Raw genomic sequence first — 21,922 nt, forward strand, 5'->3', positions numbered from 1 at the left:
CAGCCCATCGCCTCCCGCCGCCTGCACGGAAAAGATGCAGGCGGCGATGACTACGGCGCTACGGAGGGTGTTGGGGAAATGCGTGTAGCCATGGTCGGCGGCGGCGGGCTTGGCGTCGTGGGAACCAGGACCTATTTGAGGCGCGCGGCCGTAGCGGTAGCCGCGCTACGGCGTCCGGTCGTCATCGCCCTTGGCATGCCTGTCTTCATGGTCACCAAGGAATTGGTTGCAGAGCACGTAGGGAATGAGCGAGGGAACCATCCACCACCACGAATGGAAATAGGTGAGAGCCCAGCAGGTCCAGGCGAAGACGGCACTGAACCAGCGGGCGTAGAAAGAGAATCCGCGAGACTTCATTTCGCGATCTTGAGGCCGCGACCGCCCCAGCGCACATAGACCAAGTAAGGCAGGATGCGCACCGTGCCAGCCGGTGTGGGCAGATGAATGGGCACTGTTGCCACCTCCTTGATCATCATGTTCAATGGCGGACCCAATCTCGCCATGTACACGCCTGGGCCAAAAACCCCATTCGCTCCAGCCCGGCTCGCGTGGATGACGCCAGTTCGTGCGATGCCCGCCGCCCCCGCCGTCGTCGTGAAGTGGATAAGGTGCTTTGGCAGTGCCGCGAACCCGTAACCCGCCGCGCCTAGCACGGTGGCGGTGGTCGGCGCCACATCCGGCGTCCAGAGCGCCGCGAACACACCAGGCACATGCGCCAGCGGAGCGAACGAATTGTCCGAGGTAGTGGCAACGTTCGCCCAATACTGCGCCGCCTCATCCGCCGCCAGGGTGGATTGGCGATAGAACTGGCGCAGCTTGAACATGAGATGGCTGATGGTACCCGCGTCGGAAACTTCCACGGGCGTGCCGCATCCTTCGCGGCGGCAGGTAAGGGCAATGTCGGGCATGGGCGTTCTTTTTATGCAAAGGCCGCGGGAACATCCCCGCGGCGCACTGGCCTCCCGCCAGCGCTCGGCATTACCGCCGTGCTACCTTGCGCGACCCTTACAACATCACCGCAAATTTGTTGTGATTGGCGACCCCCTCAATCGTCGGCCCGCGCGCCCCTAACCGCAAACCTGCCGAGCCTGGGTTGGCTACACCAAACGCTCCAGGCTGCGCTCCATAACCCACTCGCGGATGATCTCGCGAATCTCCGCATCGTCCGCCGCACTGAGACCCAAGTACAGCCTAGCCGGCATCTTGACCTTGTGCGCCGGGATCGCTAACGCCCTCACCGTCGCGGTCTTGTGCTTCTTGCCCGCAAACAACACCGTGCCCGCCACGCTTCGATAGCGCACTATGGTGGCGCGCTCGGGCTGGTCGATCTTGCCGCCGAACTGGTGGATCGCGCCGTACTTCGCATTGGTGCTGACCGCCACAATTGTTGTCATCCACCAGCAGCATCACGGGCCAAGCGCTTGGCCTCGCGTTCCAATAGGACGCCGTCCTTGGCCGCCATAGCCAGCAGGCAGTCCACAGCCAAAAACTAGGAATGCCATGCTCGCAGCCCGGGCCCCAGTCCAGGTAGCGCGGCTGCAGGACTACCAGGACGCGGTGCGGCTAAAGGGCTGATTTGCGCGCAGCGCAGGGTCAGTGGTTGAAATCCCCCTCAACGTGGCCGGCATGAACTGCGCCAGACCGGCCGCTCCGACGTGCGAGGCAGCGCCCGCGCGCCAGGCGCTTTCCCTTTCCTGATGCACTTGAGCGGTGAACACGGCCACCGGAGCATCCAGGCCCCATACCGCATGCGCCGAGCGGATGAGCAGGGAGCGGTGTTTGCTGCGCTGCCGTGGGCGCCTGGGCTTTTGCAACAGAGGAGATAGCCGACAGGGCGAAAATTCACAGCGCAGCAGTAAAAGCGCAGAACAAGGCCACGACCCTTGCGCAACAAGTACTGCCACATGGTCACAGGCCCGACGCCACGCCGAGGACCACAAATCCGACCGCCATGGCGGTGATGTACACATGCTGGTCTCCCGGCACTACGCGGTAGTCCACGTCCCGAGAGGTTTGTCCATGCCCAGCCATCAATCCTGGTAAAGGAAGCCGTCGGGGCGCGTAGAGGAAAGCACACGGTCGAGCCAATAACCCAGCACTGCCGTCAGCACAATGAGTGCGGCCTTGTATAGCACCACAGGCAACTGGGCCAGAGACACCAACGCGATCAGCGCTAGCAGAAGCACCGCCACCAGCAGGAACAGGCTATTACGCGGCGCGTAGCCACAGAGGGATGACGTGTTTCACAGGCACTGCTTGCAAGACGATGATGGAAAGCCATCAGTCTTCCTGCGAAGGGGGCCGTGTATTGGGAGCCAGAACCTTAATCCTTTTGCTGCCCGGTGGAGCCTCTTGCGGATTGCGCTTGCGATACTCCGAGATGTTTCCGAAACTGCGAGTACATCATTGCAATGCGAAACACATGCATAGTTGCGGCAACTACAGACGTCAAGGCGTAGAGAAAAAATCCATAGCCAAATACGCCGCCAAGGGCATTCATCCAGGGGAGCCAGTCACGGATTGGATCCATCGCAGGGGTATAAAACCACCAGGCTTTTGCCACAACGGCGCTAAGAAGCGCCAAGGCCTGCACCAGAATGAAATGCACGAACGTCGCGCAAAGACCCAGATACATGGTAGGCAAGGTTTCCCCACCTGAGTCTTGCGGGTCAGGATCAGCAAGCAAGGATCGGAACTTCTCGTCGCCGAAGCCAATGAAGATGGCAAATCCGCCGAGAGTGAAGCCTAGAACGTTGGGAAGTACGGAGAGATTCTGATCCCACCAAGCCGTGCAGCTTCCACCTGGAGCACATACAGGTGACCACCAAGTATTCCAAGTGAGCGCAAGAAGGACCAGGGAAAGGTGCATGTATGGCGAGCGCACCAAAGCACGGAGGCCACCATAGGCAACCCAGTACGCTTTGAAGACATGGGAAACGCTGCGATACATAAAGTGCTCATCCTATTGGCTACTGATTTTTGGCCCTTTTAATCAATTCCCTGATCGTCTCTTTTGCCTCGGAGAAGCGCATAAACACGCGCTTAGGTCTTTTCGCTGTAGTCACCTCGATAGGGGTGCCGTGCTCATCCACTCCCACGCTTGTCACCCGGCCGTTACGAGCAGCAACCTCAGCTTCTGCTAGAAGTTGCGGATCTGGTTGCAGGCGATCGCCCCTTTTTGCCGTCAGTACTTCTTGTCGAGATTGCACATTCAGCCCTGCTAGGCGCTGTTCAAATCTGGCTGCCAAGTCACCCACATCGTCAGGGTTGGGACGCTTGAACGTTAGCTCGACACGATGCAGCCCCGGAACGTTGAAGACCTCCTCCAAGGCATCTTCGTCAGGCAGCGCTGTAACGTCAACCTGTGGAAACTGCTGGTCCGCAACCACGTGATCAAACAGTGTTTGCAAATACTTCTCTACTATCCCCGGCGCAAGCACTCCTGACTTGTCCTTGGAGACGTACCAAAGTTCGTGCTCCCGCGGGAAAAAAATGAAGGGGATCTTCTGCATATGCGCCAGAAGATGCCGAGGAATACTGATCTGCTGTACCTCTTTCTCAGTAGCTTGCTTGCGTGTGACCGTGTTGAACCACGGTTCGTTCGCGTCGACTTTAACGAAGCGGTAGATCTCGCCCGAGAGCTCGTTAGTTTGAACAGCATCTCCAATGCCATAAAGACTCCCCAAGATCAGCCCGTGAATTTCTCCTTGAGCGTAGAGCTTGTGTACGTCATAAGCCGAACTGAAAAGTTCGACGTAGCGCTCCCGGCTATGTGGACGATGCATCGCAATATTCATCGCACTTACAACTACTGTTCTTGCTCTTTGTGCCACTTTACTTGTCCTCCGAGTTATTCGATTTAATCGTCACGGGCCATTATGCAAAGAGTTCGCACAAGAGCGCCGGACCCTCTCAGTGGAGGGCATCGCCGACCGCATGGACGTGACTCATGACAGCCTCTACAAGTGGCTCGGCACCGGCCGCATGCCGGCCATCCTGATGGCCGGCACGCGGACTGGCCTGCGGTTGTCACTACGTTACCGATTGGTACACCGCGGCAGCGGGGCGCCTGTCCATTCCCATGTCCGTGCCCGGTATCGGGTTGGCGCAGTAGGCTTGGTCCAAGCGAACGCAGCACCGTTGAGCTGGTCTACGTTTTCCACGGATTCGAACCGCAGTCGGCTCTCGAACTGCGTCTCCTCGATGTTGTTGCGGTTCTCCACGCAGCCCTTGGCGCGGCTGTTTCCAACCTCATCGGTGATGTGTTTCGCTTCCAGCACATCCAGCCGCGAGCGAACTGCCGCCGACGTGTTGGCACTGCTGTCCCACAGCAGATGGCGCGGCGCGCCCTGGAACGGCCGGCCTGCCTGCAATCCTCGCGCGAACATTGAAATCCGAAGACGGGCAAGGCCCTTAAGATCAAGGCTAGCGAGGGGCCGAAGTTCACCGCGAGCAAGCCGCTGAAGGATGTGCTGAACTGAGCCAGCCGGCTTTCTGCTGCCCCTGCTGGGAGCAGTGGTAAGCCACCTGGACCCAAGCCACGACGACAAAGCAAAAACCTTCCGCCGATGTCGGCCGCGCGGCGTGCGTGCCCTGATGCGCTGGCACCCACTTGCAGGGGCCGCCCGCGCGGTCTTGCCGCCGCCCTAGCCGCCGCTTTGTGCCTGCAACAGCAGTGCCAGCGTGGAGAGCGCGGCCAGCAGCGGTGCGCGGTCGGCCGAGCGCAGGTGCTCGCCCAGGCTTTCGAGCAGCTCTGCGCTGCGGTCCAGGCCGCCTTGCCGTAGCTGCCGCGCCTGCGACTGCGCGCGTGCGTCCAGCCCGCCTGGCTGGTGGCGCAGGCCCTGGCGCAGCCACTGGGCCAGCGATTGCAAGGTTTCATCGAGCAGGGCCTGCAGGGGCGTTGGCACATCAGCGCAGGTGCGCAAAGCCAGCGGCTGTGCGGCGGGCGGCTCGATCTGCGGCACCACCGCGCGCTGTTGGGTGAGCAGCGCCAGCGGCTGCATGACCGCCTCGCCGCCGCGCAGCGCCACCGGCCCGGCCACCGCGCGCAGCGGCCCCCATTCGCCCGCCAGCGCGCGGGCCAGCGCGTCCACGGCGCCCGGCGCGGCCGCACGGTGCGGCAGCGCAAGGTGCAGTGCAGGCCCGGCGTCCTCGTGCTGCGCGTCCACGATGCGCGCATGCAGCAACTGCTCGGCGGCATCCCACTCGCAGTCCTGCACCTGCATGCCGCCTTCGAGCGCCACCACATGCAGCGCGCCCGATGCCCCGCTGGCCGCGCCGGTGGCGGCCTGGCGCGGCTGCACGAAATCGGGAAGCGCGGCGCGCAGGCGCTCGCGCAGCGCTGGCACGCTGGCTTGGCGCAAGGGCGGGGCCAGCTCGTCCCAGGCCGCAGGCGAGAGCGGCATCACGCCGGTCTGGCGCGCCCCGGCGGTGATGTCGATGAGGCCGTTGGCGCGGCGCGTGGCGGTCTTGGTGATGACCTGCCCGGTCGCGATCTGCCGCAGCGGAAACCCCGCCACGCGCCGTCCGGCGAGGGCCTGCGCGGGTCCGCCGGCGCCTTCGCCGCGCGGCCACTGGCGTTCCAGCACCGTCACGGTCTGCGTGTCCGGATCGGCGAAGAGCACGTTGGCGCCTTCGGCGGCTGCGTCGGACCAGAGCGCGGCGCCCAGCGAGACGAGCTTGATGTGGTCCAGCGCGACCTCGCCCTTCACGCCCGTGCCCAGGATCTGGCTGGCATGCAGCGCGGGGCGTGCTGCCCCCGTCCTGTCCGCGGCCACGGCCTCGGCGTGAACCGCGGCACGCGGGCGCGCCCACAGCTCGGCCGCCACGGCCAGCAGACGCAGCGGGTCGTGCCGGCTGCTGCGGGCCTGCAGCGATTGCAGCAGCAGCCACAGCTCCGCGATGCCGTCGTCCACCCAGCGCCAGCCCAGGGCCTGCGCCTGCGCGCGCAGCGCTTCGAAACGCGCTGCCAGGGCCATCGTGGGCTGGGCCGATCCGTCGAGCCACAAAGACAGCAGCACCGCATCGAGCGCCTCGCGCAGGCGCAGCGCCTCGGGGGACTGCAACTGCGCGGGTGCCGCCGCGGTGCCGCTGCCGCCATCGGTGCCGGCACCGGCCTGCCCGGTGCCCGCGCGCGGCGGCACTTCCACCATGGTTTCGTCGCCGCCCGCGGGCAGATCGCCCGCGGCGCGGAACGCCCACAGCGCCACCACGACATGCGCGCAGCCGCTGCCCTGCTGGCAGTCGCAGCGCGCATGCACGAGCGAGCTGCGCGAGAAGAACCGCACGGTGCACATCGGCAACCGGGCCGTGGGCGGCGCGGCGGGACCCTGCCACGGCTGCACCGCCACCACGGGGCGCGAGGCCGCCAGCCGCGCGGCCTGCTCCAGCACCGAGGTCGCCACGCTGGCCGACACCGCCGCGTCGTCGAAATGCGCGGGGCTCCAGGCGCCCCCCGATTCCGTGGGCGGCGCTGCGGCCGTGGACGCATCGACCGCAGGGGCGCTCGCCGTGCCGTGCCGTTGTTGATAGGCCAGCACCAGCATCACGCGGTGGCGGCACATGCCGCTCGCGGCGCAGGTGCATGCGGCATCGCGCAGCGTGCGGCCCGGCGGCAGGCGCGTGCGCGCGCCGTCGTCGAATTCCGCGCGCACGGTGCCGTCGGGTTCGGTCTCCAGCCGCGGCAGCACATTGGCCGCCACGTCCTTCTGCGCGCGCTTGACGAAGCCCGCGTTGGCCAGCGCCGTCAGCGCCTCCGGGGTGAGTTCGAGCAGGTCGGCCCGCAGCGGCGCGTTCATGCCTGCACCTTCTCGGCCAGCCAGCCCGCGAGCTGGCCCGGGGTCATGGCGCCGACCTGCGCGCCTTCCTTCACGAGGCGCGCGGCCATCTCGCGGTCGTAGGCGGGCTCGGCCTGCGCGTCGAGCGCGGCCAGGCCCAGCACCTTCGCGCCCGCGCCGGTCAGCGCCTTCACGCGGCGCACGAGTTCTCCGGGGTCGCCGCCCTCGTAGAAATCGCTCACCAGCACGACGATGGTGCGGACCGGGTTGGCGACGAGCGATTGCGCATAGGCCACGGCCCGGGCGATGTCGGTGCCGCCGCCCAGCTGCACTTTCATGAGCAGCTCCACCGGGTCGGACACATCGGCCGTGAGGTCCACCACCTGGGTGTCGAAGGCCACCAGTCGCGTGCGCATGCCCGGCAGCTGCCAAAGGCAGGCGGCCATCACCGCGCTGTGGATGACGGAGTCCACCATCGACCCGCTCTGGTCGATGAGCAGAACGATGTCCCACGGCTCGGCATGCCGCCGCGTGCGGCTGATGAAAATGGGCCGCTCCACGTAGAGCTTGCCACGCGCCGCGTCCCAGCGCCGCAGGTTGGCCTGCAGGGTGCGCCGGAAGTCGAAGTTGCGCGCCACTTTCATGCGCGAGAGGCGGCGCCGGTCGCGGCTGCCGCTGAACGCCTGGCGCACTTCGGTGGCGAGTTTTTCCATGATGCGCCGCACCACCTCGGCCACGAGCCGGCGGGCGGCGGCCAGCACCTGCGGGTTCATGAGGTGCTTGGTGTGCAGCACCGCGCGCAGCAGCGATTCGGACGGCTCGATGCGCTCCAGCACCTCCAGGTTGGTCACCACTTCGTCGATGCCGTAGCGCTCCACCGCATCGCGTTCCAGCCGCTCGATCACTTCCTTGGGAAAGAGCGTGTGGATGGTGTTGATCCAGTCCGGCGTGCTGAGCGCCGAGGGTCCCAGGCCCGCGCTGCGCTCGCCGCGCTCGGCGCGATCGCTGTCGCGGCCGTAGAGCCATTCGAGCGCCGCATCGGCCGCCTGCGCGGCATCGCCGAGCGCGCCGCACGCGGGTTCCGCCGGTTCGCCGAGCAACAGGCGCCAGCGCTGCAGGGGGTCAGGGATGGTCAGCGGTGTCATGCAGGGGCTCCGGTGCCGGCGTCGATGCCCCACGCGGCCAGCCGCGCCGCGGCCGCGGCTTCGCCGGCGCGGGCACGGGCCAGTGCTTCGGGGGGCAGGGCGCCCGGGGTCGCGGCCGTGAGGGTGCGGCGCGGCAGGTGCTGCGCGCCGTGCAGCGACAGCACCTGCCCGGCGAGTTGGCCCCGCTCGCGCGGTGGCAGCCAGGCGAAGGCGGCCCGCAGCGCCGGCAGGGCCTGCACGAAGTCTTCGTCGTCCAGCGCCCGGATGCGGCGGTCCATGCCGGCGGCGAAGGCCGGTTCGGTGGCGAGCGCCTCGCGCGCCAGCGCCAAAAGGCCGGCGAGGGCGTCGCCCAGCGTGGCGGCGGTCATGGCGGCGAGCAGGTCCATGGCTTCCTGCACGCCGGCCTCGGGGGTGGCGGCATCGCCGCCTTCCGAGCCACCGCCCAGGCGGCCCGACAGCGCCAGCACCGCGCCCAGCGCCGCGCCGCGGCTGACCGGTGCGGCCTGCGGGTCGGCCGCCTTGCGCTGCCATACCGCGAGGGCGCGCGCGGGTTCCAGCGCGAGCGGATGGGGCGTGCCGTCTTCCAGGTCGGCCAGCGTGTCGGCGACGATGCGCTGCAGCGCGCGGTGGCCCTGCAGATGGTCTTCGGTGTCGGCGGTGGCCACCGCGGCGGGGGCTTCGAGCAGCCAGAGCGCGCGGTCGAAGCCGGCCTCCACCGCGATGCGCAGCACGGGTGCGCCGGCCATGCCGAGCATCTGGCCGTGGCGCAGCAGCGTGTGCAGCAGCCCCAGCGCGGGGGCCAGCGCCTCGAAACGCGGCTCCTGCGCGATGGCGTCGCCGATGTCCCGCAGCAGCCCGTCGCTCAGGTCCGCAAGGCCGGCCCAGGCCGCGCTGTTCAGGCCTTCGGCCAGCGGCGCGATGCGCCCGCGTGCCTGGCGCAGGCGGTCTTCCAGGCGCGCCCGCGCCGCGTCTTCCAGCGTGGCGCCCCAGGCGCCCGCCTCGATGAGCGCGGCCTGCTGCTCCAGCGGTTCGCTGAGGCTCCAGGCCTCGCCGCGTTCGCCCGACAGCGCCATCGCCGGGCCGCGCGTGCGCACCACGCCCGGCAACTGCAGCAACGCCAGCCGGTGCAGCACGCGGCTCCTGGCGCGGTCGCCTTCCTGCAGCAGGTCGAGCGTGACGGTGCCACGCAGCGGCAGGCCCTGCGCGGCCAGCTCAGCCCGCACGGCCGCGACCAGCGGCGGCTGCGGCGTGCCCGGTGCGAGGCGGCCCGCCGTGTCGCCGGCCAGCACGTCCATCGCCTGCACCAGCACCGGGGCGGTGCCGGCACGCAGCGGGCCACGGTAGGTCCAGGGCAGGGGGGCGTCGAGCGCCTCCTTCACCAAGGCGCCCGCCAGGGCGTCGAGCCAGTCCGAGCGCAACGGCTGGCGGTGCCCCCGCAGCCGCGCCAGCCCCAGCGCGCGCGCATGCACGGCCATCAGGTCGGCGGTGGAGGCGCTCAGCTGGCGCTCGCGCAGGCGCTGCACCACGCCGCGCAGCAACTCGCGGGCCGCGCCCTCGGCCCCGTGCTCCCAGAGCCACTGGTAGTACTGCGGCGACGGCATGCCCGACGCATAGCCCGCGAAGGCATCGAGCCGCCGGAAGGTGTAGGGCACGATGTAAGAGCCAAATCGTGCCGATGCCTTAGTGGTAATTGGTTGGTTTGCTATATTTTTGATAGTGTCTTCGGGGTCTTCCGCGGGCTGCGGCGTCTCCGGCTCGCCGGGGGACATCTCGCGCCAGAGCCGCGCGAGCGCGGGTGCGTGGTAGCCGCCGCACACCACCAGCACGGCGCCGCGGTCCTGCGCCATGGCCCAGGCGATCCAGCGCGCCATCATCTGTTCGCGCGCCTGGTTGCCGAGCGAACCCGCCTCCCCCTCGCCGCGCAGGTGGCCGAAGTACGTGGACAGGCGCAGCGCCAGGCCATCGCTGGCCTCCCAGCCGGCCTGCGCATCCTCCGGCCCTGCGTCTTCGAAGAGGTGGTCCCAGAGCGCGTCGCGGCCCTGCACCGCGAGCTTGTCCGCCAGCGCGCGCTCGTAGGCCTCGGCCCGCGCCTGGTGCTCGGCATCGGCCGCATCGGCGTAGCGGTTCTCGAGATGGGCGAACGCGTCGTGCCAGGCGGGCAGGTCGATGAAGCGCACCTGCGCGCCGGCTTCCCGCCCGGCCTGCAGCGCCTGCCATTCGGGCGAGTGATCGGCGAAGGGCGTCCACGATCCGCGGTGCGTGCCGCCGCGCGCCAGGTAGCTGTAGATCGCCACCGGCAGGCGGTGCGGCAGGTAGAGCTCGTCCAGCCGGTCGTTGAAATCCGCGGGCCCCTCGATCAGCACGAACGCGGGCCGCAGCGCCCGGATGCGCGCCGCCACCAGCCGCGCACAGGCGGGGCTGTGGTGGCGCACGCCGAGGATGACGGGGTCGGCGGGCGGCGCCGTGCCGGCCTTCACGGCAGCCGGTGGCGCGCTTCGTAGTACGCGCGCCAGTGCCCGCCCGTGCGCTTGGCGGCCTTTTGCTCGAAATAGCGGCGCAGCTTGGCGCGGTCGTCGGCGTTGTCCTTGACGATGGTGCCGGCGATGCAGTCCACCAGGTCGGCGGGCGAGCCCTCGCGCCGCTCCAGGAACCAGGCGCGCACGCCCACCGCGTGGGCCACGTTCACGGCCTCGGCGGTGGACATCACGGCGCTCAGGCGGTCCATGGCCGCATCGGGCGACGCGCCGCGCTGGCCGTCGGCCGGTGCACCGCGCAGGTCTCGGAAGGTGGACACGAGCAGCTCCAGCACCGGCGCCGGCACGGCGTGCGGGATGCCGCTTTGCGCGAGCAGCCGCGCGCTGGCGTCCTGCACGAGCGACAGCTCCCGGTCGAAGTCGAGGATCGGGAAGACGGTCTCGAAGTCGAAGCGGCGCTTGAGCGCGGCGCTCATCTCGTTCACGCCGCGGTCCCGCGTGTTGGCCGTGGCGATGATGTTGAAGCCCTCGCGGGCGTAGAGCATGGCGTGTTCGCCCGCCAGCTCGGGCACCGCCATCACGCGGTCGGAGAGCATGCCGAGCAGGCAGTCCTGCACCTCCAGCGGCGCGCGCGTGATCTCCTCGAACCGCACGATGCGGCCCTGCTGCATGCCCTGGTAGAGCGGTGCGGGCACGAGCGCGCGCGGGCTGGGGCCTTCGTTGATGAGCAGGGCGTAGTTCCAGCCGTACTTGATCTGGTCCTCGGTGGTCGAGGCGCCGCCCTGGATGGTCAGCGTGGAGATGCCCGAGACGGCCGCGGCGAGCAGCTCCGACAGCAGCGACTTGGCCGTGCCGGGCTCGCCCACGAGCATCAGCCCGCGGCCGGTGGCCAGCGTGACCAGCATGCGTTCGATGCTTGCCACGGGCGCGACGATCTTGGGGGCGATGCCCAGCGCCGCATCGCCCAGGATGAAGGCCCGCGCGGCGCGCAGGCCCAGCGACCAGCCGGGCGGGCGCGGGTCCGTGTCCTGTGCGCGCAGGCGCTCCAGTTCCGCGGCATGGAGGATTTCGGAAGGCGGCCGCTGCAGCGGGACTCCCGCGGTTGCGGCTTCGCCGGGAGGTGGTGTTTTGCGGGAGATGGCCATGGTGCGGTCGGTCAGGGATGGGAAAGGCAGGGGGCAGCCATGCGATGGCCGGTCAGGCGCGAAGCCCCTCCAGGTCGCGGATCAGCTCGCTGGCGGAGATGGCGTCCAGACGGCCGATGGGCTCGGCATTCTGCAACTCGCCCCACGCGGAAGGCTTGCCCACCTGCACCTCGCCCAGTTCCTGCTCGGGGTACTCGTCCACCATGCCCACGATGATGCCGGGGTCCAGGTGCAACTCGATCACATGGGCGGCTCCCAGCGGCTTGGTGAAGTACCAGATGCCGCCGCCGTCCTGCGCCTGCCCGCGGCGCCAGCCCTTGTTGACCAGGCCCAGCACGCGGCCCGTGGGCACCTTGGCCTTGGTCCAGCGCGAGAGCTTGATGTCCGCCTTCTCCGCCTCGGTCAGCGTGTAGGTGTCGCGGCCGATCTGCGGGAACGGCTGCAGCAGCTCGTAGTCCGCGAAAATCTGGCCGAAGGCTGCGGCGTCCTCGGGCGACAGTTCCAGCGCATGCGGAACGCCGATGCGCACCTGCGCACCCTCCGGGATATCGAACGGGTCGTCCTCGGCCGTGGTGGTGCTGCCGTCTTCCGCCACGCGAAAGCAGGCCGCGAGCCGGCCGCCGTAGCTGCCGCCATCTGGCACCTCGTACACGCCCCAGACCAGGCGCTGCACGATGTGGCGCACGAGCGGGTGGCCGGCGAGGAAGGTGCGGAACACCTGCGGCGTCCAGCGCCGGCGCGCGCACATGGCCACCTCCAGGCGCAGCAACTGCTGGCTGGCGATGGTGCGCGCGTCCTTCTTGAGCAGCTTGAAGCGCTCCACGGCCTGCGCCGAGAGGTCGGGGTCGTCGGTCTTCTTCGGCTTGGGCAGGTCCGGCAGGCGCGCGCCGTCGCTGCCGTCCCCCGAGACCTCGCGCACATAGGGTTTGAGCGTCTCGTCGAAGCCCACCTTGAACGCCCTCGGACCGAAGTCGAGCCGCAGCGTGCCCTGCGCGTCCAGGCCCAGGTCGGGCGCGAGGCGGTCCTCCAGTTCCTCGGGGCTCAGGCCCCGCGCCTCGGCGATGGCGGCGATCTTCTCGCGTGCCTTGTCCTGCAGGCCCTTGAACTTGATCTTCTGTGCGATGCCGTTGAGCAGCATCAGCGCGACGTCGGTGCCGATCTGCGCGAGCACGTCCAGCCCGGTGACGGCGCGCGCATGGGCCGACTCGCCGGGCCAGGCGCGGATGAAGGGCGTGAGCCGGCGGGCGGTGTCGTCGGTACCCAGCAGGCCCAGCGCGGTCAGCGCCCAGCCGTCCTTCGACGGGCCGCCCGCTTCGAGCCAGGCGCCGAACGCATCCCATGCGAAGTCGGCCAGCGAATCGGGCGTGCAGGCCTCGCGCGCCACGGCGATGCCGGCATAAACCTCCTCGCTCGTGGGGAAGGTCAGCATCTGGCCGAGCGCGTCGAGCGCTTCGTCGGGCAGCGCCTTGCCGCGGCCCGGGCCGTCCTGCAGCACCGGGCGGCGCCAGCCGCGCGGCTGCCAGAATTCGGGCAATTTGGCGCGCTTGGTCGGGAAGCGGTCCAGCGGGCTTTCGTCGAGCACGGTGCGCAGCGCCTGCAGGACCGTGTCGTCACCGTAGCGGCCGGCCACCTCCATCAGGAGGGCCCCGTGTCCCTGCGCATGCAGCAGCCGCAGGGCGGCGCCCGCGCAGTCGCGCGCCTCGCCCGCTTTGCCCAGGGCCGGCGCGATGAGCGCACAGGCCGCGTGCTCGGGGTATTTCAGCAGCCAGGCGCGGCCGGTGTCGCGCGCGGTCTTGAGCTTGGCGAACGCGCGCGCGGCCGTGGGGGCGATCTCCACGGCACCGTAGTGCATCGCCCAGGCCAGGTTCTCGGCCGGCTTCGCGCGCACCATGGCGGTGAGCGCCGGCAGCGCGGGCAGGCCCAGCTTGGCGATCGCATGGCCCACGCCGTAGCCCTCGGCCTCGCCCGCCACGGCATTCCAGAACGGCACGGCAAGCGCTGGAGGCAGCGTGGCCACGGCCACGCAGTCGAAGGAATACCAGTAGTAGCGCTCGCGCTTGCGCTCGGCCAGCATGGCGCGCCATGCCGCGATGAGCGCGTCGGCGTCTCCCGCCCGGATGGCGCGCGCGGCGTCCTCGGCCAGGGGGGCGAGCTGCTTTTTCCTGTTCGTGTCGAAGCCCAGCAGATCCACCATCTCCAGCACGTCCTGCGCCGCTTTCGCAAAGCGGTTGAGATGCCACGAGTTGAGACGCTGCGCCTCTTCGCGTTCGCCCGGCGCCCATTCCTCGACGGGGGGCAGCGGCAGCGGCTCCAGCGCCAGCGCCGCCGCGGTCTTGCGCGCGGTCTTCGCAAGCCAGGGCGGATCGGCGAGCACGGCCGGCAATTCTTCGCGGGCGGCCACCTCGGCCGGGCCGGTGAGGAGGGCCAGCTGCCGGTCCACGGCGGCCTGCGCGGCGGCATCCAGCCAGGGGCGCAGCAGCGGCACGCTCTGCCCGTGCGCACGCAGCAGGCGCGAGAGCATGGGCGTGAGCAGGCCGGCGTCCTTTCCGTCCGCGGCCACCAGCCGCGAGAGGGCCGCGATCGCCGCGAGCGGCCAGCGGTCCGCCGCCAGGGACAGGCGCGCCAGCGCGCCCTTGGAGCTGCTGGCGGCCTTGGCCAGCGCATGCACGGCCTCGGGCGTGCCGAGGGTGGCCAGCGCTTCGCCGGCGGCCTCCTCGGCGGCCCCGCGTTCCAGAACCGCCACCGCGCCGGTGCCGCGTTCGCGCACGGCCGTCGCCACCATGCGCCGGTTGCCCCAGAAGCCCTCGGAGTAGCCCAGCCGCGTCTTCGCGGCCAACGCGATCGCGGCGGGGTCGGTGGCCGTGAGCATCAGCCAGTGCAGGGTGTCGGGCACCTCCTTCTCGGCGGCGAGCCGGTGCGCCAACGCGTCGGAAACCGCCGGCCGGTCGGGCAGCAGCAGCGCCATCGTCGGCTGCCGGCTCGGGTGCAGGGAGGGCAGGGCGGCCTCGATGCGGTCCGCGCAGACCTCCCACTCGGCCTGTGGCGCGGCCGCGAGATGGCGGCGGAAGGCTTCCTCGCCCTGGCCCAACGGCCCGCGCCATCCGTTGCTCATCGCGCGGGTCACGGTGGTGGACAGGTGCGCACGGCGCTTCTTGGTGGTCGAGTCGTAATCGTTGGTCGTCTCCAGGCGCTGCGCTGCCATGAGGATGTCGACGGCCCCGGGCAGTCCGTACTGCGCCACGAGGTAGTCCACGATGGCGGCGGCCGGTTCGTTCTCGCCGTAGTAGCCCGAACTGGCCAGGGCCAGCGCGAGCAGTGCCGTGTCGGCCTCTGCATCGGCCTCGGCCGTGGGCCGGGCGAGGCGGTCGATGGTGCGCTGCAGCGGATCGCGCAGGGGTGCATCGGTGGCGGGCAGGTCGACGAGGAAGTCGCAGTTGCTGCGCACGCGCTGCCATGCCTGGGGCAGTGCAGCGGCTTTCGCTTCCTGTGGGAAACGGCGCGAGGCATAGGCCTCGCGCTCCATCTGGGACGGCAGGCGCACGGGGTCGCCCTGGGCCAGCCAGGGCGGCACCGCGCCGGGCTCGCCGTCACCGGCCGCGGCATCGGTGGGCGCTGCGGCCGGCGGGGTGGTCTCGGCCCCAGCGGCCGCTTCGGCGAGCAGGGCCTGGGCGAGGGCGGTCGCGCGCTTGCCGACCTGCGCGGTCGTGCCCCAGCCCGTCAGCAGGCCTTCGGATTTCAGGCGCTCGAACGCCATCGAGGCGCCCTGGTCGCTCACGCCGTGCTGGCGCTTGAGCACCGCGGCCGAGAACACGTCTTCCACCTTCACCGCACCCTCGGCCAATTGCGTGCAGAAGGCTGCTAAGACACGATCGCACTGCGCATCCAGGCTTTCCGCCGGGGCGGGAGCCGGTGCAGAAGCGCTGGCGGTGGCGGAGCGCTCGGCACCATCTGCGGCCGCCTGCCTGGAAGCGGCCTGGGGCGCGGGCGTCTTGGCGGGCGCCGGCGAGGCACCGATGGCGGCGCCCGGGGCCACGCCGACTTCGCTGTAGCCCTTGTTCGTTTTCTCGGTGACCAGCTTGGTCAGCGCCGCCGAGGCCTTCGCGGCGTCGGCGAACGATTTGGTCTGGCTCTGGCCGGCGGTGCCGATGCGGCCCCACCGGATGTTCAGGTCGGAGCCGGAGGGCTCGATCTCCCAGAATTTGCTGGAGTTTCCTTCGATCAGTTCGAAACGGCGCATGGGTTCGTGTGTCCTTTCGCAAACGGGTCTTGGGGGATGGCCGGCGGCCGCGGCCCGGGCCACGGAGCCGGTCGAAAAAGTCAGGCGCTGCCCGGCGGCAGGCCGGTGCGCTGCGCGGGCGGGGCATGGCCTGCGGCGTCCGCAGGAGTGCCCGCGTCCGCCGCGGCGGATGCGGCTTCCTGCCGCTCCTTGGCCATCTGTTCTACCAGTTGCTGGCGCCCTTGTCGCGCCACGGCGATGAACTTCTCCTGGTTCTTGTGGTGCGGGTACATGCGGTTGGCCAGGTCGATGTTGTGTTGGCGGAACCGGTCCGCCACGCGCTGGGCCTCTTGCGCCGGCAGGCCCATGAGTTCCAGCACCGTGCGGGCGGTCTTCAGGCTGGACTCGAACAGCTCGCGCTCGACGTGCTCCACGCCCAGATCGCGCAGCGCGTTCCAATGGCTCATGTTGCGGGCGCGGGCCACGATTTTCAACTGCGGAAAGTGAGCGCGCGCCAATGCAGCGATCTTGACGGACTGGCTCGTGTCGTCCACCGCGATGACCAGGATGCGGGCCTGCGAGGCCCCTGCGATGCGCAGTAGCTCCAGCCGCGTGGCGTCGCCGTAGAACACACGGTAGCCGAAGGTGTGGGCCACCTCCAGCATCTCCACGCTGTGGTCCAGCACGGTGGTTGGAACGGCTTGCAGCAGCATGGTGCGCGCGACGATCTGCCCGTAGCGCCCGAAGCCCGCGATGATGACCGGCGCCTCCTGCGGCTCGGAGATCTCGGCCGCGGCCGGCACATCGGTCCTGAGCCGCGCATAGCGGCGCAGCAGCACGCGGTCCAGCAGCACCAGCAGCAGCGGCGACAGCAGCATCGACAGCGCCACGGCGCCGATCAGCAGCGACGCGGTTTCGGCCGGTAGCGCGCCCGCCGTCGATGCCGCCTGGAACACGACGAACGCGAACTCGCCGCCTTGCGCCAGCAGCAGCGTCATCACGGGCCGCTCCTGGTACGGCGTGCCGGTCGCCCGCGCCAGTGCGTAGATCACCACGCCCTTGATGACCAGAAAACCGAGCAGCACCAGGGCCATCAACCCGGGCGAGCGCATCAGCACGCCGAAGTCGATGGACATGCCCACGGCCATGAAAAAGAGCCCCAGCAGCAGGCCCTTGAAGGGTTCGATATCGGCCTCCAGCTCGCGCCGGTATTCGCTGTCGGCCAGCAGCACGCCGGCGAGGAAGGCGCCCAGCGCCATCGACAGGCCCACGATCACCATCAGCCAGGCGATGCCCACCACCAGCAGCAGCGAGGCGGCGGTGAAGATCTCCGGTGTCCTGCTCTTGGCGATCCAGCGCAGCAGCGGGCGCAGCAGCAGCCGTCCGCCCAGCACGATGCCGCCCACCACGCCCACGATCTTGCCCACCTCCAGCAGCAGTTCGGGCGTGGCATGGGGCGCCGCGCCGGCCGTGGCGGCAGCGCCCAGCAGCGGCAGCAGCGCCAGGATGGGAATGGCCGCCACGTCCTGGAACAGCAGGATCGAGAACGCCTTCTGCCCGCTGTCGGTGCGCATCAGGTTGCGCTCGCCCAGCGACTGCAGCGCGATGGCCGTGGACGACAGCGCCAGCCCCAGCGCGCCCACCAGCCCCACGCGCCATGGCAGGCCGCAGGCCCACGCCACGAGCCACAGCAGCGCCGCGCACCCCAGCACCTGCGCGCTGCCCAGCCCGAAGATCGGGCGCCGCAGGCTCCACAGCCGGCTGGGCTGCAGCTCCAGGCCGACGAGGAAGAGCATCAGCACCACGCCGAACTCGGCGAAATGCAGGATGTCCTGCACGTTGCTCACCAGGCCCAGGCCCCAGGGGCCGATGGCGATGCCGGCGGCCAGGTAGCCGATGATCGCTCCCAGCCCCAGCGCCCGCGCGATGGGCACGGCGAGCACGGCCGCGCCCAGGTAGAGGAAGCCGTAGGTGAGCCAGGTGGGTGCGTGGGCCATGGAGAAGGAATGGGGTGGAGAGAGAGGCGGTGAAGGGACCTCGGCAATTTTGCATCGGTAAGATCGGCGGCTCCCGATCCTTTCATCTTCTTTCCTTTCTTTTCCGGCGTACCCATGGACCTGCACACCTGGCTGGCATTTTTGGCGGCGGCTTGCCTCATCGCGATCTCGCCGGGCTCCGGCGCCGTGCTGTCCATGAGCCACGGGCTCACCTACGGCGTGCGAAAGACGGGCGCCACCATCCTGGGGCTGCAACTGGGGCTGCTGCTGATCCTGGTGATCGCCGGGGCGGGTGTGGGCTCGCTGCTGCTGGCGTCCGAGACGGCGTTCAGCGCGGTCAAGATCCTGGGCGCGTGCTACCTCATCTACATCGGCATCGCGCAATGGCGCTCGGGCGATGCGTCGTCCCTGCCGGGCGGGGAGGCCGCGCCGGCCGGCCCGTGGCAAAAGCGCTGCCTCACGGGCTTTCTGACCAACGCCACCAATCCCAAGGGCATCATCTTCATGGTCGCCGTGCTGCCCCAGTTCATGACCGACACGCGCCCGCTGTGGACGCAACTGCTCGCCATGGCGGCCACCATGGTGGCGGTGGACATGGCCGTCATGCACGGCTATGCCGCGGGCGCCAGCGCAATGCGCCGCCTGCTGCGCAACGCCCGCGCGGTGCGCGCGCAGAACCGCGTGTTCGGCGGCCTGCTGATGGCCGTGGGCACAGGGCTCTTCTTCGTCAAGCGCGGGGCCCAGCACGGTTGAATTCGTTCGCTATAAAAAATATAGCAATACGCCCTAGTGGAATATGCGATGAAGGGGTTTTTGACTCATACTCCCCAGTCCGGCGCCGGGCGGCGCTACCATCGCCCCCGCCAACCCAACTTTTGACACCCAGGAGGCGTGCATGCCAGTGATCGCAGTGGCCAATCCCAAGGGCGGCGTGGGCAAATCCACGCTCGCCACCAACATCGCCGGCTATTTCGCCGGCCAGGGCCACGCCGTGGTGCTGGGCGACGCCGACCCGCAGCAGTCGTCCCGGCTTTGGCGTGGGCTGCGGTCCCCGGCCGTGCGGCCCATCGGCGACTGGCCCGTGCAGCCCGACGCCATCGGCCGCCCGCCCAAGGAGGCCACCCACGCCGTGCTGGACACGCCCGCAGGCCTGCACGGCGCGCAGCTCAAGTCGGTGCTTCAGCTGGCCGACAAGGTGATCGTGCCGCTGCAGGCCAGCGTGTTCGACATCTTCGCCATCCGCGGCTTCCTGGACGAGCTGGCCCAAAGCCGCCATGCGGCGAACGTGCAGATCGGCATCGTCGGCATGCGGGTCGATGCCCGCACCATCGCGGCCGACAAGCTGGGCGAGTTCGTCGAAAGCCTGGGTCTGCCGGTGCTGGGCCGGCTGCGCGACACGCAGAACTACATCCATCTGGCCGCGCAGGGCCTGTCGGTCTTCGACGTCTCGGCCAGCCGCGTGGCGCGCGACCTGGAGCAGTGGCAGGGCATCTGCGACTGGCTCGACCAGTAGGCCGGCGCGCGCGGCTGTCGCGTGCCCGACAACGCGCACGGCCCGCCCCGGCCTAAAGTGCGCGCATGAAAACCTTCCAGACGTATTCCGAAGTGGCCGCCTGCGTGGGCAGCGAGGTGGCGGTGACCGACTGGATCACCATCACCCAGGCGCAGATCGACCAGTTCGCCGAGGCCACGGGCGACCACCAGTGGATCCATGTCGATCCCGAGCGTGCGGCCCAGGGCCCGTTCGGCGCGCCGATCGCCCACGGGTTTCTCACGCTGTCGCTGATTCCGCGGTTCTTCGAATCGGCGTTCGCCATCGCCGGCGCGCGGATGGGCGTGAACTACGGGCTCAACCGCGTGCGCTTCACCTCGCCCGTGCCCGTGGGCAGCCGCCTGCGCGCGCGGCTCACGCTGCAGGCCTGCGAGCCCGCCGCGCCGGACGGCATCCAGATGACCTGGCTGGTCACCATCGAGCGCGAAGGGTCCGACAAGCCCGCGTGCGTGGCCGAGTCCCTGGCGCGCAATTACGGCGCCGCGCCCTGAAGGCGCCCCATGAAAAAGGCCCGCAGGGCGAACCTGCGGGCCTTTTTTGGAGGAGGGGCTGGGCCGGTCGCAACCGGCCGGGCCGCCGTGCGGTCAGATCAGTGGTCGCCGCTGACCGTGTTGCGCGACTTCGCGGCCGCCACGGTTTGTGCCTGCACTTCCTTGCGGGTGACGACCGTGGCGTTGCCGGAGACGGCCAGGGGCGCGGGCACGTCGTACCAGTCGCCGGCGCGGGGCAGGGTGCCGTTCTGGCGGGCGGCCACCAGGTCGGCCACGACGGCTTCACGGGTCAGCGCGCTGGAGGCGGCGACAGGGGCGGGATAGTCGGAGCCGTCGCCTTCCACACCGGCGTGGGCGGCGAAGGCGCTCAGGGCGATGGCGGCAGCGGTGGCGAGAGTGCGGTAGTTGTTCATGATGGTGTCCTTCATTGGTTGGTGTTTCCGGGCAAGGCTGGTCTTGTTGGGGGCCGGTCTTGTCCTGCCTCGGTGGGTCCGCCTTCAGGCTTCCTCATCGATGGGTTGAACTGTACGCAGGGTTAACCCTTTGAAAAACAGCACTCCTGGCAATGAATAATTAACAAAATTGAAATAATCGCGGCCCTTGAAACGCCGTCATTCCTGCAATGGATAGATTGCTGACGATGCGCGTGTTCCAGTCCGTGGTGGACGAAGGTGGCTTCGCCGCGGCCGCGCGCGCGATGGACCTGTCGGCCGCGGCGGTCACCCGGCTGGTTGCCGACCTGGAGAGCCACATCGGCACCCGGCTGCTGCAGCGGACCACGCGCCGGGTCTCGCTCACCGATGCCGGCGAGGCCTACCTGGCCCGTGTGCGCACCATCCTGGCCGACGTGGAGGAGGCCTTCGCCGCGGCCCAGGCCCACACCTCGGAGATCGCCGGCGTGCTGCGGCTGCACGCGCCGCCGGTGCTCGCGGTCCACATCCTCGCGCCGCTGGTGGAGGGCTTTCATCGGGCGCATCCCCGGGTGGTGCTGGACATCCATGTGGATTCCTCGCTGGAGCCGCCCATCGGCGATTTCGACATCACGCTGCTGAGCGACGACGCAGTCTTCGGCTCCAACGTCATCACCCGGCCCATCGTGCGCTCCGACAGCGTGGTGTGCGCCTCGACGGCCTACCTGCGGGACCACGGCACGCCGCAGGTGCCGCAGGACCTGGCCCGGCACCAGTGCCTGCTGCGCCGGCGCAGCGACACCAAACCGGGGGTGATGCGCCTGTTCGATCCCCTGCTGGGCCACCGGGCCATCGACATCGAGGTGCAGCCGGTCTGCGTGACCAACCACATCGAGACCCTGCTGCGCGCTGCGCTGGATGGCGCGGGGCTGACCTCGCTGCCGGTCGATCTGGCCGCACCCTACCTGCGCAGTGGGCAACTGGTGCGGGTGCTGGCGCCCTGGACGGCGGGGCGCTTCACGCTGTACGCGGCCTTTCCGAGCCGCAAGTTCATGCCCGCACGCACGCGGGCCTTCCTGGATTTTCTGAGCGCCCGCACGCGCAAGTCCGTGGAGGAGGCGCTGCAGGCCCCTGGCGTCCTGGACCAGGACGCGGCGGCGCCCGCACCGCAGGCCTGAAGGCCAGGCCCGGGCCTCAACGCATCAAAGGAAGCTGTTTTGCCGCCAGGCCTCGTACACCGTGACCGCCACGGCGTTCGACAGGTTCAGGCTGCGCTGCCCCGGCACCATGGGCAGCCGCAGCTGCTGGGCGGGCGGGAACGATTCGCGCAGCTCGGGCGGAAGGCCGCGCGTCTCGGCGCCGAACACCAGCCAGTCTCCGGCGCGGAAGCTGGTCTCGTACACCGTGAGCGTGGCGTGCGTGGTCATGGCGAACATGCGTGTGGCGTCCGGCTCGGCATCGCGCAGGAAGGCGGTCCATCCCGCGTGGCGCTGCACCTCGGTGTACTCGTGGTAGTCGAGGCCCGCGCGCTTCATCAGGCGGTCTTCCATGGAAAAACCCAAGGGTTCGATCAGGTGCAGCCGGCACGCAGTGTTGGCGGCCAGCCGGATCACGTTGCCTGTGTTGGGCGGGATCTCGGGTTCGACAAGAACGATATGAAACATGGCGTCTATTGTCGGCATCTGCGCCGCACCCGGCGCGAAAGCTCGTAAACAA

At 69.3% G+C, this 21,922-nt stretch carries 19 protein-coding genes and 1 pseudogene; 5 read left to right on the forward strand and 15 right to left on the reverse strand.

Annotated elements, in window-relative coordinates; all coding sequences use genetic code 11:
• Positions 1 to 353 precede the first annotated feature (353 nt).
• The 7 genes from AVKW3434_RS07730 to AVKW3434_RS07755 form a co-directional block, all read right to left on the reverse strand.
• On the reverse strand, positions 354 to 908 hold the full coding sequence (locus tag AVKW3434_RS07730) for a hypothetical protein (RefSeq protein WP_284405386.1): 555 nt from the start codon (positions 906 to 908) through the stop codon (positions 354 to 356).
• A gap of 189 nt (positions 909 to 1,097) precedes the next feature.
• On the reverse strand, positions 1,098 to 1,382 hold the full coding sequence (locus AVKW3434_RS07735; RefSeq protein WP_284405387.1) for a phage virion morphogenesis family protein: 285 nt from the start codon (positions 1,380 to 1,382) through the stop codon (positions 1,098 to 1,100).
• A 162-nt stretch (positions 1,383 to 1,544) separates the two neighbouring features.
• Positions 1,545 to 1,904, reverse strand: a complete 360-nt coding sequence (locus tag AVKW3434_RS24220) for a transglycosylase SLT domain-containing protein (RefSeq protein WP_349816831.1) — start codon at positions 1,902 to 1,904, stop codon at positions 1,545 to 1,547.
• Positions 1,905 to 2,030: 126 nt separating this feature from the next.
• Positions 2,031 to 2,192, reverse strand: a complete 162-nt coding sequence (locus AVKW3434_RS07740) for a putative holin (RefSeq protein ID WP_349816832.1) — start codon at positions 2,190 to 2,192, stop codon at positions 2,031 to 2,033.
• Between the two features lie 131 nt (positions 2,193 to 2,323).
• Positions 2,324 to 2,950, reverse strand: a complete 627-nt coding sequence (locus AVKW3434_RS07745; protein ID WP_284405388.1) for a hypothetical protein — start codon at positions 2,948 to 2,950, stop codon at positions 2,324 to 2,326.
• 19 nt (positions 2,951 to 2,969) lie between these two features.
• Positions 2,970 to 3,833, reverse strand: coding sequence for a DUF4747 family protein (locus AVKW3434_RS07750; RefSeq protein ID WP_284405389.1), 864 nt, complete (start codon positions 3,831 to 3,833; stop codon positions 2,970 to 2,972).
• 204 nt (positions 3,834 to 4,037) lie between these two features.
• On the reverse strand, positions 4,038 to 4,388 hold the full coding sequence (locus AVKW3434_RS07755) for a hypothetical protein (RefSeq protein WP_284405390.1): 351 nt from the start codon (positions 4,386 to 4,388) through the stop codon (positions 4,038 to 4,040).
• 15 nt (positions 4,389 to 4,403) lie between these two features.
• Here AVKW3434_RS07755 and AVKW3434_RS24225 point away from each other — a divergent pair.
• A pseudogene (locus AVKW3434_RS24225) lies at positions 4,404 to 4,481 on the forward strand (DNA-binding protein HU); the annotation flags it as partial.
• Positions 4,482 to 4,646: 165 nt separating this feature from the next.
• On the opposite strand, the gene AVKW3434_RS07760 reads toward AVKW3434_RS24225, so the two are convergent.
• The 6 genes from AVKW3434_RS07760 to kefC form a co-directional block, all read right to left on the reverse strand.
• Positions 4,647 to 6,797 carry a YehQ family protein gene (locus AVKW3434_RS07760; protein ID WP_284405391.1) on the reverse strand — a complete coding sequence of 717 codons (2,151 nt, stop codon included), beginning with the start codon at positions 6,795 to 6,797 and terminating at the stop codon, positions 4,647 to 4,649.
• The gene (locus tag AVKW3434_RS07765) at positions 6,794 to 7,921 is read right to left on the reverse strand and encodes a vWA domain-containing protein (protein ID WP_284405392.1); all 1,128 of its coding nucleotides are present in this window, start codon (positions 7,919 to 7,921) and stop codon (positions 6,794 to 6,796) included. Before AVKW3434_RS07765 ends, AVKW3434_RS07760 begins: the two co-directional genes overlap by 4 nt.
• Positions 7,918 to 10,398 carry a DUF5682 family protein gene (locus AVKW3434_RS07770; RefSeq protein ID WP_284405393.1) on the reverse strand — a complete coding sequence of 827 codons (2,481 nt, stop codon included), beginning with the start codon at positions 10,396 to 10,398 and terminating at the stop codon, positions 7,918 to 7,920. The genes AVKW3434_RS07765 and AVKW3434_RS07770 overlap by 4 nt, the downstream gene beginning before the upstream one ends.
• Entirely contained in the window at positions 10,395 to 11,540 is a 1,146-nt protein-coding gene (locus AVKW3434_RS07775) for an ATP-binding protein (RefSeq protein WP_284405394.1), read from the reverse strand. The genes AVKW3434_RS07770 and AVKW3434_RS07775 overlap by 4 nt, the downstream gene beginning before the upstream one ends.
• Positions 11,541 to 11,592: 52 nt before the next feature.
• Positions 11,593 to 15,777, reverse strand: a complete 4,185-nt coding sequence (locus AVKW3434_RS07780; RefSeq protein WP_284405395.1) for a DUF4132 domain-containing protein — start codon at positions 15,775 to 15,777, stop codon at positions 11,593 to 11,595.
• Positions 15,778 to 15,857: 80 nt separating this feature from the next.
• On the reverse strand, positions 15,858 to 17,753 hold the full coding sequence (gene kefC, locus AVKW3434_RS07785; protein ID WP_284405396.1) for a glutathione-regulated potassium-efflux system protein KefC: 1,896 nt from the start codon (positions 17,751 to 17,753) through the stop codon (positions 15,858 to 15,860).
• 114 nt (positions 17,754 to 17,867) lie between these two features.
• On the opposite strand from kefC, the gene AVKW3434_RS07790 reads away from it, so the two are divergent.
• The 3 genes from AVKW3434_RS07790 (at position 17,868) to AVKW3434_RS07800 (ending at position 19,796) form a co-directional block, all read left to right on the forward strand.
• Complete coding sequence (locus tag AVKW3434_RS07790) at positions 17,868 to 18,506, forward strand: LysE family transporter (RefSeq protein WP_284405397.1); 639 nt, start codon at positions 17,868 to 17,870, stop codon at positions 18,504 to 18,506.
• Between the two features lie 142 nt (positions 18,507 to 18,648).
• A complete protein-coding gene (locus AVKW3434_RS07795) occupies positions 18,649 to 19,266 on the forward strand; it encodes a nucleotide-binding protein (RefSeq protein WP_284405398.1) in 618 nt (205 codons plus the stop codon).
• 65 nt (positions 19,267 to 19,331) lie between these two features.
• Positions 19,332 to 19,796, forward strand: coding sequence for a MaoC family dehydratase (locus AVKW3434_RS07800; protein ID WP_284393360.1), 465 nt, complete (start codon positions 19,332 to 19,334; stop codon positions 19,794 to 19,796).
• Between the two features lie 98 nt (positions 19,797 to 19,894).
• Here the strand turns inward: AVKW3434_RS07800 and AVKW3434_RS07805 are convergent, their stop codons facing one another.
• Positions 19,895 to 20,209, reverse strand: coding sequence for a DUF4148 domain-containing protein (locus tag AVKW3434_RS07805; RefSeq protein WP_284405399.1), 315 nt, complete (start codon positions 20,207 to 20,209; stop codon positions 19,895 to 19,897).
• A 209-nt stretch (positions 20,210 to 20,418) separates the two neighbouring features.
• On the opposite strand from AVKW3434_RS07805, the gene AVKW3434_RS07810 reads away from it, so the two are divergent.
• Entirely contained in the window at positions 20,419 to 21,384 is a 966-nt protein-coding gene (locus AVKW3434_RS07810; protein ID WP_284405400.1) for a LysR family transcriptional regulator, read from the forward strand.
• Between the two features lie 24 nt (positions 21,385 to 21,408).
• Here the strand turns inward: AVKW3434_RS07810 and trmL are convergent, their stop codons facing one another.
• The gene (gene trmL / locus AVKW3434_RS07815; protein WP_272565035.1) at positions 21,409 to 21,870 is read right to left on the reverse strand and encodes a tRNA (uridine(34)/cytosine(34)/5-carboxymethylaminomethyluridine(34)-2'-O)-methyltransferase TrmL; all 462 of its coding nucleotides are present in this window, start codon (positions 21,868 to 21,870) and stop codon (positions 21,409 to 21,411) included.
• Positions 21,871 to 21,922 lie beyond the last annotated feature (52 nt).

Origin of the sequence: Acidovorax sp. SUPP3434 (assembly GCF_030159015.1) — a bacterium.
Lineage (GTDB): Bacteria > Pseudomonadota > Gammaproteobacteria > Burkholderiales > Burkholderiaceae_C > Paracidovorax.